Source organism: Thiomicrorhabdus sp. Kp2, assembly GCF_000478585.1.
Lineage (GTDB): Bacteria > Pseudomonadota > Gammaproteobacteria > Thiomicrospirales > Thiomicrospiraceae > Thiomicrorhabdus.
Genome location: NZ_ARWI01000001.1, coordinates 285,623 through 298,477, shown reverse-complemented (window position 1 = coordinate 298,477; position 12,855 = coordinate 285,623). Strand labels below are relative to the sequence as shown.

Here is a 12,855-nt window from a genome sequence, read left to right as displayed (position 1 = left end):
CTTATTAAATACGCTAATGTGGTAAAATTTGGCCAATTAAATTTGAATTATCATTTTAGGAGAATTTCTCTATGTTAGAAGCCTATCGTAGTCATGTAGCAGAACGTGCAGAGCAAGGTATTCCACCTCTACCGTTAAACGCAGAACAAACCGCACAAGTGGTTGAGTTAATCAAAAACCCGCCAGCGGGTGATGCGGAGTTTGTTTTAGACTTATTAACGAATCGTGTACCTCCTGGGGTAGATGAGGCTTCTTATGTAAAAGCAGGATTCTTGGCTGATGTGGCTAATGGAAATATTGCTGTTGATTTAATTACGCCAGAAAAAGCGACTTTTTTATTGGGTACGATGTTAGGTGGATATAACGTCCAGCCTTTAATCAGTTTATTAGACAGCTCAAACTCTGCGGTTGCCGCTGAGGCGGTTAAAGCGCTTTCTAAAACGTTATTGGTTTATGAAGCGTATCATGATGTAGCTGAAAAAGCGGATTCTAATGATTACGCTAAGCAGGTAATGCAGTCGTGGGCGGATGCTGAATGGTTTACAGCAAAACCTAAAATGCCTGAAAAAATCACTGTTACTGTTTTTAAAGTGGAAGGTGAAACCAATACAGACGATCTTTCTCCTGCAACGGCAGCTTGGTCTCGTCCAGATATTCCATTACACGCTAAAGAGATGCTAGCCTCACGTATTGAAAATGTGGGTGATGTTATGGATTCACTCAAAGCAAAAGGTCATCCTGTTGCTTATGTGGGTGATGTTGTGGGTACGGGTTCTTCTCGTAAATCGGCAATGAACTCGGTCATGTGGTTCTTTGGGGAAGACATTCCTTTCGTACCAAACAAGCGCCAAGGTGGTGTGGTATTAGGTGGCAAAATCGCACCAATTTTCTTTAATACGGCAGAAGATTCAGGTTCGTTACCGATTGAGTGTGATGTAAGCTCAATGAATATGGGTGATGTCATTACCATCTACCCTTATGAAGGTAAAGTCACAAACGAAGCGGGTGAAATCATTTCAAGGTTTGAACTTGCACCTGATACCATGCCAGATGAAGTTCGTGCTGGTGGCCGTGTACCATTAATTATTGGGCGTGGTCTAACTGATAAAGCGCGTCTAGCAATGGGCTTAACACCTTCTGATGTGTTTATTCGTCCACAAGACAAATCTCAAGCAGACCATGGCTACACTCTTGCACAAAAAATGGTGGGTAAAGCGTGTGGTATTGAAGGGGTTCGCCCTGGTATGTTCTGTGAACCTCGTATGACAACGGTGGGTTCTCAAGATACGACTGGTGCAATGACGCGTGATGAGATGAAAGAGTTAGCTTGTTTAGGTTTTTCTGCCGATTTAGTGATGCAATCTTTCTGTCATACAGCGGCTTATCCTAAGCCTGTTGATATTACATTACAGCACTCTTTACCAGACTTTATGACAAGCCGTGGTGGAGTGGCTTTACGCCCAGGTGATGGTGTTATTCACTCATGGTTAAACCGTCTTTTATTACCTGATACAGTCGGTACAGGTGGTGATTCACATACCCGTTTTCCAATTGGTATCTCTTTCCCAGCAGGCTCAGGCCTGGTCGCTTTTGGTGCGGCTTTAGGGGTAATGCCTTTAAATATGCCTGAATCGGTATTGGTGCGTTTTAAAGGTGAAATGCAACCAGGTATTACGTTACGTGATTTAGTCAATGCCATCCCTTACCAAGCGATTCAAGACGGTTTAATGACGGTTGAGAAGAAAGGTAAAATTAACTGCTTTAACGGCCGTGTATTAGAGATTGAAGGGCTTGAACACTTGAAAGTAGAACAGGCCTTTGAACTTTCGGATGCTTCTGCCGAACGTTCTGCCAATGGGTGTGTGGTTAAACTTGCTGAAGAGCCAATTATTGAGTACCTAAAGTCAAATATGGCGTTAATCGACTGGATGGTTGAAAACGGTTATGCGGATGCACGTACTCTGTTACGTCGTCGCGATGAGATGCAAGCGTGGATTGATAATCCAGAGCTACTATCAGCCGATGCTGACGCACAATATGCAGAAGTGATTGAGATTGACTTGAATGAGATTAAAGAACCAATTGTTGCATGCCCGAATGACCCTGATGATGTGAAGTTAATGTCTGATGTCGTCAATACTAAAATTGATGAAGTGTTTATTGGTTCTTGTATGACTAACATTGGCCACTATCGTGCAGCAGGTAAGGTACTTGAAAGCATGGGTAATGTGCCAACTCGTTTATGGATTGCACCGCCAACTAAAATGGATGAGCGCCAGCTTATTGAAGAGGGCTATTACAGCATTTACGGCCGAGTTGGTGCACGTACTGAGATGCCTGGTTGTTCATTATGTATGGGTAACCAAGCTCGTGTTGCGGATGGTGCAACCGTGTTCTCAACCTCTACTCGTAACTTTCCAAACCGTTTAGGTAATGGAGCAAACGTTTATTTGGGTTCTGCAGAGTTGGCCGCTGTGTGTTCTGCATTAGGTCGAATTCCAACGGTTCAAGAGTATATGGATAATGTAGCCATGTTAAACACCATGGCCGATGATGTTTACCGTTACTTGCAGTTTGATGAGATGGCTGATTATGAAGTTGAGTCACCAAAAAACTTATCAGATATTGGTGTCGCGGTCGCTTAAATCTAAGTTAGACTCTTCTAAAAAAGGCGGTTAAAGAGATTCTTTAACCGCCTTTTTTTTATAACACACAAGTAATACAATGCATTACTGTTAACTTAATTCTGTTTTATAACTATTTCTATAAGGTCGTGTATGCATTTTCTTAAATGGTCCTCAGTTTCATTATTGTCTTTGTTTGTATTGGGTTGTAGCGCAACTTCCGATATTAATGAAAGTGATCAAAATGGTACCGTCTTCACTCAAGCTGAAATCGATATACTGATTGAAAGAGTAAGAGCAGAAGAACGCAGTAGAATCCAAAAAGAATTAGGGCGCCAGGCTCAGCAAAAAAGTGTTTTTAATGAAATCCTAAATAGACAAAAAGCACAGCAAACCTTTCGTAAGACAGAATCTGTCGTTATACAGCAAGAAGAAAAGCAGGTTCATAAGATTATTCCTACTTCTCGTAAGCCAGTGATCTATCGTGAGCAAGAGGGGATTGTTTATTATCGGTGTGCGGCCAACGCTCTTGTTGCCGAGGGTGATAAAAAAGCGGGCTGGATGTATCAACCAGATAGAAAAGAACTCAGTGCAACTTTATGTAAAAAAAGTCGTGACCATAGAGCCATGCTCTCTTTACAAGAGAAGCTGTATTCACAGGGCTATTTACAATCGGATCGTTTAACAAAAGAGCAGTTGGTTGATGGAGTTTGGGGTGAAACCACTTTGGAGGCTGTTAAAAAATATCAATTAGATCATGGTCTCTTGTTTGGTCAAATGACTATCGAAACACTTGAGCATATAGGCGTGTTCACACCAAAAGAAGCCACTATGTTGGGCGTTAATAGCATTCAACCTGTTGCTGATATACAAATTGATGAGTCGTTAGAAGAGAGTGAAAGCCTTGCTGAAAGCCAAGTAACTGAAACGAGTAAGAACGTAACCAATGTTGAGCCAGTAAATATGGAGCCAATTGAGGAAAAAGTGAATTCGTTAGAAGAAGCGAGTGGTGATGAATTAGTCGAAAGCACTCCAGCCGCTAAGACGGTTCGAATGGTTGAAAAGATAGTACCAAAATCAAGAAAGCCTCAGTTATATCAGAAAGTCGGTGGCGCAAGCTATTTTCGTTGTGCGGCAAATGCGCTGGTTGCACAGCCAGCTGAAAATGGTAAGTGGACCTATTCTACGCAAGAAGAGTTGAGTGCAACCCTGTGTAAAATGAGTCGTGATCAAGCGACGATGACAGATTTACAATATGAGCTCTATGAAAAAGGCTTTTTGCGTGATGGCGAAACACCAAAAGATATACTCGTTGATGGTACTTGGGGTAAGCCAACACTAGAGGCTCTTAAAAAATATCAGGCTGCGTATGGCTTGCTGTATGGTCAGTTAACTATCGAATCTCTTGAACACATTGGTGTATTTAAACCGACTGCAGATAGGGTGGTTTCAGCACCTAAAATAGAGAAGAGTTCAACTAATCAACTGCAAAAAACTGAATTAACTGGTGTTGAGCTAGCTAAGAACAATGAGGTCACACACGAAAAGCAACAAGAAAGACTGCAAGAAAATGTGCAAGAAAACGTGCAAGAAAATGTGCAAGAAAATGTGCAAGAAAATGTGCAAGAAAACGTGGGAGAGCTCGCTATAACTCAGAATGAAGTTAAGTTTGTTCCACTGCTTATTGAGCCTGTTAATAAAGAGTTTGATGCTAAAACATTTGTGCCTAACAACTCTAAACCAGAAGTCTATGCTTATATTGGTACATTCAAACTATGGCGCTGTGCTGCTCGTTCGGTTATTCCAGAGCGCTCTGAAAGTGGTGACATCACTTATGGTAACGATAAAGAGTTTAGAGCAACATTATGTAAAATGAACCGTTCTCAAAAGTTAATAACTAGGCTACAAACGGCTTTGCGTGATCAGGGGTATTTAAAACCATTATCTGTTGGTGAGAACGTTTTAATTGATGGTATTTGGGGAGTAAACACTCTGGATGCAGTCAAAGCTTATCAACAAGCGAATGGCTTAGCCTATGGTCAATTAACGATTGAAACTCTAGAGCATTTAGGGGTGTTTATTAAGAAGTAATAATCTATCTGTTTCTTAGTTAATTATTTGTAATGTACAAAAAAGCCCACGTATAAAGTGGGCTTTTCGTTGTTATGGCGTATAGTTTTTGTTAATGCATGGTTGAGAGGTAAAGCGCTAGTTTACTCGCTGTTTGTGTTCCAATATCACCTAACATCTCTTCAAATACGGTCTTTTTGGTTTCATAAAAACGAATGTTTTCAGTACCAACAACCTCTCGGGCGACCATGCCCAAATCACCTAAGCCATCAATCAAGCCAATTTCTGTGGCTTCATCACCTAGCCAAACTAGACCAGTATAAGTCTCTTTGGTTTCTTTAATACGATCACCACGGCCTTTACGCACAGCCGCAATAAACTGTTGGTGGGTACGTTCCAATACATGTTCTTGAAAGAATTGGCGACCAGCTTCATCTTTATCACTGAATGGATCAATAAAAGTTTTGTGTTCACCTGCGTGCATTGAGCGGTTTTCAACGCCAATTTTTTCCATTAAGCCAGTAAAGCCAAAAGTGTCCATTCTGACACCAATAGAACCAACCATAGAGCTTTCATTGGCGTAAATTTTATCTGCGGCTACGGCAATGTAATAACAACCCGAGGCGCATAAATCTTCAACAACAACATAAACAGGTTTATTGAACTTGGCTTTTAAGCGTTCAATTTCATCGTTAATTAAGGACGATTGAACAGGGCTTCCACCTGGGGAGTTGGCCAAAAGTACCACGGCTTTACTCTGCGGGTTTTTAAAGGCTTCTCTTAAAAGAGGCTTCATCTTTTCAGCGCTGGTTTGTGTTCCAGGCATAATGGCGCCATCAAGTTTAACAACCGCAACATGTTCTTTAGCATTTGAAAGGCTTTCAAACTCATCACTTGAGGTAATATTTTGTGAAGCAATATAGATAAAAAACACGATGTATCCTGTGACCGCTAACTTAAGAAAGTTAGCAAAACGTCTACTCCAGCGTTCTTGTTTTACTAAAGACTCCACTGCAATAGCTAGGCGATTAAAGCCTTGTTGTGAATTTTGAGGCTCTTTATCCATTTTTTATCCTTTATAATGCAAGTTTAATAAGCCACTAATTCTAACCGTTTCTGATTTATGACCCAAGACAATATCCCTAACAATGATGAAAATATCGTTGAGCCAACGAATGAGCCTTTCGATATTGAAGCCTTTTTAAAGCAATTAACTGAACGCCCAGGCGTCTACAGAATGTTGAATGATAGAGGCACAATTATCTATGTTGGTAAGGCTAAAAACTTAAAACGTAGGGTTTCGAGTTATTTCAAAAAGCAGCATGATGAAATTAAGACGGCCAAGATGGTGCCGCAAATTGCACGTGTAGAAGTGACGGTAACCGACACCGATAGTGAAGCTTTTATTTTAGAAAATACTTTAATAAAGCGCTACAAGCCAAAGTACAACATTCTTTTTAGGGATGATAAATCTTATCCTTATATCTTTGTTTCAACAGCAAAAGAGTTTCCTTCATTAAGTTATCATCGTGGCGCTAAAAGAAGGGTGGGAGAGTATTTTGGCCCTTTTCCCAATGCTTCTGCAGTTCATCAAACATTACAATCTTTACAAAAGATTTTCCCTGTTCGGCAGTGTGCCGAAAGTGTTTTTAACCATCGTTCACGCCCTTGTTTGCAATATCAAATAAAACGGTGTTCTGGTCCTTGTGCGGAAGGCTTAATCTCTAAAGAAGCCTACCAAGAAGATGTACGCCATACACTTGGTTTTTTACAAGGTAAGAGTTTTGAGGTGATTGAAGAGCTTGGCTCTAAAATGGAACAGGCCTCAGAAAGCTTAGAGTTCGAGCAAGCAGCACGTTATCGTGATCAAGTTTCAGCTCTAAGAGCTATTCAAAGCCAGCACTTGATTAACCAACCTGGTGCAAAAGATATGGATGTGATTGCGGTTGCTGAGCAATCTTCGCAGGTTTGCGTGTGTTTAATGATGTATCGAGGCGGAAACCTTTGGGGAAGTGAGCATTATTTTCCAAAATTATCTGATAGTGTTGTAAAACAAGAGGTCCTGTCTGCATTTGTTACCCAGCATTATTTAGAACACGCCGTGCCAGCAGAAATTATCTTTGATTGTGAATTAGATGAAAAAGAGAGTTTACAGGCCTGGTTAAAAGAACAGCGTAATGGTCAAGTCTATTTAAAAATAGCGCATAACCAAGTTAATAAAGGATTGGTGCAATTGGCATCGACTAATGCACAATCTGGCTTAAAACAGCATATGACACAACGTGCAACGCAGGTAGAACGTGTTCAGGCTTTACAAGAAGCACTCGCTTTGGTTAATCCACCCAATTATATGGAATGTTTTGATATCAGTCATACACAAGGGCAAATGACCATAGCCAGCTGTGTGGTGTTTCAAGATGGTATACCCAATACACAAGCTTATCGAAAATTTAATATAGAGGGCATACAGCCTGGCGATGACTATGCGGCTATGCACCAAGCGATGAGCAGACGCTATGCTCGCTTAAAAAAAGAGAATGCAATTCTGCCAGACTTAATTGTTGTAGATGGTGGTAAAGGCCAGCTTAATCAAGCGGTTGATGTTTTAAAGTCGCTTGAGTTAGAACATGTTCCTCTTGTTTCGGTTGCAAAGGGAGAGGGGCGTAAGGCAGGCCTGGAAATTCTATTTACACCGCACAACTCTATAGGGATTGATTTAGAATCAGACGATATTGCGTTACACCTCATCAACTATATTCGCGATGAAGCACATCGCTTTGCCATTACTTCTCATCGCGCTAAAAGAACAAAAGCGCAAACGCAGTCTAGCTTAGAATCTATTGAGGGGGTTGGCCCTAAAACTCGTAAACTGTTACTCATGCACTTTGGTGGCTTAGGCGAGGTGAAAGAAGCCTCGGTTTCAGAATTGCAAAAGGTCAAAGGTATAAGCTTAGAAAAAGCACAAAAGATTTACGACTTTTTCCATGGTAGCCTGTAAGAGAATCGTAAATTTAATTTCAATTAAGAAGCCTGTCTCTAGGTATGATAATATTCACTTCATTATTTACCTGATATAAAGCGAAAATATGTCTATACAATCCCTTCCTATGATGATGACTTGGAGTCGAGTAGTTTTGATTCCAGTATTTTTAATTCTTTACTACGCACCTATAGAGGATGCACGTTTCTGGGCAGGTTTAGCCTTTATGATCGCGGCTATTACCGACTGGTTTGATGGCTATTTAGCTAGAAAGCTAGGTTCAGATAGTAAGTTAGGCGCTTTTTTAGACCCAGTAGCCGACAAACTTATTGTCGCAGCAGCCTTAATTGTGGTTGCCGCAGAATATCACGACAATATCTATGTCATTATTTCCGCGGTATTGATAATGATGAGGGAAGTGGGTATTTCAGCCCTCCGTGAATGGATGGCTGAAAATAATGCCCGTGAAGTGGTTGCGGTATCAAAGCTCGGTAAAGTTAAAACCGCATCACAATTAGCGGCTCTAACATGGCTACTGTATGGTGGTGAACTTTGGGGTGTAAACTGGGGTGAACTAGGTTTCCCAATGCTCTACTTTGCTGCAACCTTAACAGTAATAACCTGGGTTCAATACACCAAAGCGGCACTGCCTGAAATTATTCGTTCAACAGAATCATAGACTTAACAAATTACGGCGAAGCTAACAAAAAATCACGTGGTAAACTTTTTAAAATTTTCATAAAAAGTGCTTGACCTTTAATGGGGAGTCCCTATAATACGCCCCATCAAGCGGGAATAGCTCAGCGGTAGAGCACAACCTTGCCAAGGTTGGGGTCGCGAGTTCGATCCTCGTTTCCCGCTCCAAATTGGCGGAATAGCAAAGTGGCTATGCAGTGGATTGCAAATCCATCTACCGCGGTTCGACTCCGCGTTCCGCCTCCATTTATTTTGGAGGCTTGATAAAATTAATTAGCATTTTAAATGTTAGTCATCTGCCCAGGTGGCGAAATTGGTAGACGCAGGGGACTTAAAATCCCCCGGTAGAAATACTGTGCCGGTTCGACTCCGGCCCTGGGCACCATATTCTAGAACCCAGATTAGAAAATATTCTAATCTGGGTTTTTTCGTTTTAAGATTATCGTTTTTAATTTTCATGCAGTTAAAACAGTTAAATTCAAAGTTAATGAAAATAATTATTGGAGTCTGCTTTTAGCTGTAACTTGTTTAAAATAAAGGGTTTTAGGCAAAGTTTTAAAATGAGATTTAAATGTTTACCAAAAGATGCCCTAAATGCACTTCAGGTAGAAGCACAAAGGTATGTAAGCGTAAAGGCATACAGCGTTATTTTTGCCATGACTGCCAGTCAAAATTTAAACTCCAATGTAAAGCGACTTAGAGTGAGGAACGTTCTGACGGCCGTTGAAATTATAGAACAGTTTCAAATGGCATTAGATGAGCTTTAAGAGGTTATGGCGCTGCTTGGCTCAATTAAGTTTCTATATAATTTTTATGGTAGGTTGAGGAGGGAAGCTTAGCTTTTTTACCTTATCACGCTGTTTTACCAGGCCTGGTAGAATTAAAAAAGTTAAGCTTGAGTATGTGGTTACTAATGTTTTTTTATAAATTCTATAAACTGCTCAGATGGCATGGGTTTGCCAATAAAGTAACCCTGCATTTGGTCGCAACCCATGCTGGTTAATAGGTTCATGACCTTCTCGGTTTCAATCCCCTCAGCAACAACATTCAGCCCAAGGTTGTGCCCAAGATTGATGGTTGAGCTGACTATTTTTTTGTCGTTGGCATCTTCGTTGATTTCCATGATAAATGATCTGTCGATTTTGAGCTCATCAACAGGTAGTCTTTTTAAATAAGCTAGGGATGAAAAACCTGTACCAAAGTCATCTATTGATAGGTAAACACCAAGGTCATGAAGTTTATTTAATACATCGAGTGAAAAAGCTAGGTTTTCCATCATCACGCTTTCGGTAATTTCAAGTGTTAAGAAGTGGTAGGGAAGTTTTTCTCTGTCCATTAATTCTTTTACTTTTGCAGTGAGATTTTTATTGGCAAGGTCTCTAACCGATAGATTTACGGAAACACTTATTTTATGACCTGAAAGATGCCATTTACTGCATTCGGAGAGGGCTTTGTCTAGTATATTAATTGAGAGCTTTTGGATAACGCCCGTTCTTTCAGCAGCTTCGATTATTTTTTCTGGTGAGATAAAGCCATGTTCTTCATGATGCCATCGTAATAGGGCTTCAGCACCACATATTTGATTGTTTTTTGAGCTTAATTTTGGCTGAAAGTAAACCTCAAACTGATCTTCTTCTAATGCTTTTGATACATCATGAATAAAATTCAGACTCTTCTTCGTGTATATATTTTGTTCGGGTTTATAGTAAGAGTACCCCGTGCGCTTACGTTTAGCGGTATACATGGCCATATCGGCATATTGAAGGAGGGTTTCTATATCCTTTCCATCTTCAGGGTAGCTGACAATACCAATGCTGATACCAATATTGATATTTTGATTGTCGATTTGAATCGGCTGGCTTATGTTTTCGATAATGGATTCAGTTAATTTAAGAACTGAATTTTTATCTGAGTCGGGGAGTAGTATAGAAAATTCATCTCCGCCGAGCCTTGCCAGGGTGTCAGACTTTCTAATTAAAGAGTTAATGCGTTTAGATACTTGAGTTAACAGTCGATCGCCCGCAGCATGTCCAAGGGTGTCATTTATGTCTTTAAAGAAGTCCAAATCCATCAAAAAAAGAACAAATGGGCGTTTATTTCTCTCTGAATTGAGTAGTTGGTATTCTATTCGTTGGTGGAGTAAGAACCGGTTGGGTAAACCTGTGAGGTGGTCATGCATCGCTTGATGTTCCAATGCATTTTGACGATGAACCACTTCTTTATTCATTTCGATGTAGGCATCAATTAATTGACCAATTTCTCGTGTTTTGGCGGTTTGAATGTTGGGTGAATTAACGTGAAACGCTCTTGATTTTAAGGCTTGTGTAACTTTTTCAATGGGGCTGAAAAGCATCCATTGCATAGAGATTAAAATGGCGAAAATAAAGAAGAGAAATAAGCCAATAATAGAAAAAGTAAGCATATTGAAAGTGTCATCACTGTCTTTTAGTTTTGTGTCTACTCTATGCTTTTCTTCTCTTAATGTATTTTCAATCGCATTAATGTTTTCACTAATCTTTGAAAGGAGTGGAAACACTCTAGTTTTGATAATTAGGGTGTCAGAGCGCCATTTATCTGATTCAGATATTTCCCTTAAGCTAACAAAATTCTCATACCAAGATTGACTGATGGTTAAAGTTGATTCCAGTATCTCCTTGCTCTCAAAACTGTTTTCATTTGCGTATAACATTTCTAATTTTTTGATATTAGCCATAAATAATGAATGAATATCCTTAAGGCCTTGGCTTTGTTCTTCTAGTATTTCATAGGAAAAACTTGCAAGACGATTGGCCATATAAATTCGTGTTTGTGATATGGCGTTAATCCATATAGCGTGAGATTTTAGGAGTAATGGATAAATTTGGGGTGAATTGAGCTTAATCTCACCTGCTTCAATTTCATTAATTAATATTTCAAAACCAGATTTAATCGTATTTTGTTGGCTTGCCATTATATTGGCTGAAATATCTAATCCTGGGTATTGCTTATTAACATCTAAACGAAATTTAACTAAGTAATCGACTTCTTTTTTAAGTTTGTTGAAGTTTAAGTTTGTTAATTCGGTATTTTCAGTTAGATCTATATGGTAAGCGTGATTAGACGTTTTGAGTGCATGTAGGTTTTCTTGTGCGTTATGGATATTGAATTCAATTTTTTGAGTTAAGTTTTCATTAAGAGGGTCAAGTAAAAAGAGGTTAATGTCTTGGTTAATAATAAGTAGGGTATTTCTTACATTAATTAGATTAGTTTGCTCTTTAAGTATTCCTTCATAGCCTGAAGTAACCGCTTTTTTTGTCATTATGAGGTTTTGATAGCTAAGAGAGACAATTGAAATGACAAAAGCACCTATAAGAATGGTTGATAAAACATAACGTTTTCTTAAGCTTGGAAGTGGTTTGTTTGTGTTTTTCATAAGGCGGCTTTTAGTTTATGTCGCTATTTATATAAAAGTTAGTTAAATCTGTAGTGGGTTTTTAATGGTAGTAGTCTAAGTATGGATGAATAAAACGTCGTTTTATTCCAGATAAACAAGCCGTTATGTTCCGTGAACTTGAATTAACCCAATCAAGTGGTGTTTGCCGATTTTTTATCAACCATTTATTATGAGTGGTTTCAGAATCAAAATATATAGTTATTCATATGGGGTCGATTAGAATTTGTTATATGTCTATTAATTTATTTGTAGAGAAGCTGTTTAAATATAATTGTGTGCACCAATAGGTTCATATTATTTTTATAAAATGTATCAAGTTGGTTCAATATAATTTAACAGATGTTTTTTTAATTTTATAACTCTATTAATTAGAAAGATAATAGATAAAGTGGCATGAATTATGTTTATCACTGGATAGTTTATATTTATTCAAAGGCGAAAATAATGAACCCTGCATTTTCAGTTTTACTCATTAGTGACGCACTCTCACCTACCAACACCATTTATGAAGGTTTAAAAAACTCAGGAGCATCGGCAATACATACCTGTGCAGCTACAGAAAGCTTTTTACAAGTTCTGGATTCTGTTCAGGTGGATTTAATTGTTCTTGATGTTGATAAGCCGAGCGTTGATCTTTTTGAACAATTTACTGTGGTGCAAGAGTTTTGCCCTAAACCCATTGTTTGCTTCAGTAACGATTCGGACTCTAAAGTGATAGAAAAATCGGTAAAAGCAGGAGTGGCTGCTTATATTGTTGATGGTAAATCAGAGGAGCGAATTAAGCCGATTATTGATGTGGCGATTTTACGTTTCAACCAATGTCAGGCTGTTAAAAAAGAACTGGCTCAGGTTAAAGATAAGCTTTCTGAACGTGCTGTCATAGAGAAAGCCAAAGGGTTATTAATTGAGCATAAAAATATGACCGAAAATGATGCATATAAAACTTTAAGAAAAATGGCAATGGATCAAGGTAAAAAGATTTCTGTTGTAGCCCATGAAGTGTGTGGTGTATTAATTGGTTTAGAAGGGATTTCATCTTAATCGATGAGTTC

The 12,855-nt window shown here is 39.1% G+C and carries 8 protein-coding genes and 3 tRNA genes; 9 read left to right on the top strand and 2 right to left on the bottom strand.

The genetic code is table 11. From position 1 onward, the window contains the following. Positions 1 to 71 precede the first annotated feature (71 nt). Positions 72 to 2,645, top strand: coding sequence for a bifunctional aconitate hydratase 2/2-methylisocitrate dehydratase (acnB, locus tag A379_RS01445; RefSeq protein ID WP_040725169.1), 2,574 nt, complete (start codon positions 72 to 74; stop codon positions 2,643 to 2,645). 132 nt (positions 2,646 to 2,777) lie between these two features. Then, positions 2,778 to 4,715 (top strand): peptidoglycan-binding protein, encoded by a 1,938-nt coding sequence (locus A379_RS01440; RefSeq protein ID WP_040725167.1) that lies wholly within the window; start codon positions 2,778 to 2,780, stop codon positions 4,713 to 4,715. Positions 4,716 to 4,806: 91 nt separating this feature from the next. On the opposite strand, the gene sppA is transcribed toward A379_RS01440, so the two are convergent. Then, the gene (sppA, locus tag A379_RS01435) at positions 4,807 to 5,760 is read right to left on the bottom strand and encodes a signal peptide peptidase SppA (protein ID WP_040725165.1); all 954 of its coding nucleotides are present in this window, start codon (positions 5,758 to 5,760) and stop codon (positions 4,807 to 4,809) included. Positions 5,761 to 5,817: 57 nt separating this feature from the next. On the opposite strand from sppA, the gene uvrC reads away from it, so the two are divergent. From uvrC to A379_RS01405, 6 genes are all read left to right on the top strand, one after another. After that, positions 5,818 to 7,692 (top strand): excinuclease ABC subunit UvrC, encoded by a 1,875-nt coding sequence (gene uvrC, locus A379_RS01430; RefSeq protein WP_051144881.1) that lies wholly within the window; start codon positions 5,818 to 5,820, stop codon positions 7,690 to 7,692. 88 nt (positions 7,693 to 7,780) lie between these two features. After that, complete coding sequence (pgsA, locus tag A379_RS01425) at positions 7,781 to 8,353, top strand: CDP-diacylglycerol--glycerol-3-phosphate 3-phosphatidyltransferase (RefSeq protein ID WP_040725163.1); 573 nt, start codon at positions 7,781 to 7,783, stop codon at positions 8,351 to 8,353. A 110-nt stretch (positions 8,354 to 8,463) separates the two neighbouring features. Further along, positions 8,464 to 8,538: transfer RNA gene (locus tag A379_RS01420), tRNA-Gly, on the top strand. A gap of 4 nt (positions 8,539 to 8,542) precedes the next feature. Further along, a tRNA-Cys gene (locus A379_RS01415) sits at positions 8,543 to 8,616 on the top strand. 52 nt (positions 8,617 to 8,668) lie between these two features. Beyond that, positions 8,669 to 8,755, top strand: a tRNA-Leu gene (locus tag A379_RS01410). A gap of 175 nt (positions 8,756 to 8,930) precedes the next feature. Further along, a complete protein-coding gene (locus tag A379_RS01405) occupies positions 8,931 to 9,137 on the top strand; it encodes a hypothetical protein (RefSeq protein ID WP_040725161.1) in 207 nt (68 codons plus the stop codon). 143 nt (positions 9,138 to 9,280) lie between these two features. Here the strand turns inward: A379_RS01405 and A379_RS12515 are convergent, their stop codons facing one another. Then, positions 9,281 to 11,782: a bifunctional diguanylate cyclase/phosphodiesterase gene (locus A379_RS12515; RefSeq protein ID WP_051144876.1), complete on the bottom strand. Its 2,502-nt coding sequence runs from the start codon at positions 11,780 to 11,782 to the stop codon at positions 9,281 to 9,283. 465 nt (positions 11,783 to 12,247) lie between these two features. Here A379_RS12515 and A379_RS01395 point away from each other — a divergent pair, with 465 nt between their 5' ends. Then, the gene (locus tag A379_RS01395) at positions 12,248 to 12,844 is read left to right on the top strand and encodes an ANTAR domain-containing response regulator (RefSeq protein ID WP_051144874.1); all 597 of its coding nucleotides are present in this window, start codon (positions 12,248 to 12,250) and stop codon (positions 12,842 to 12,844) included. Positions 12,845 to 12,855: the final 11 nt, after the last annotated feature.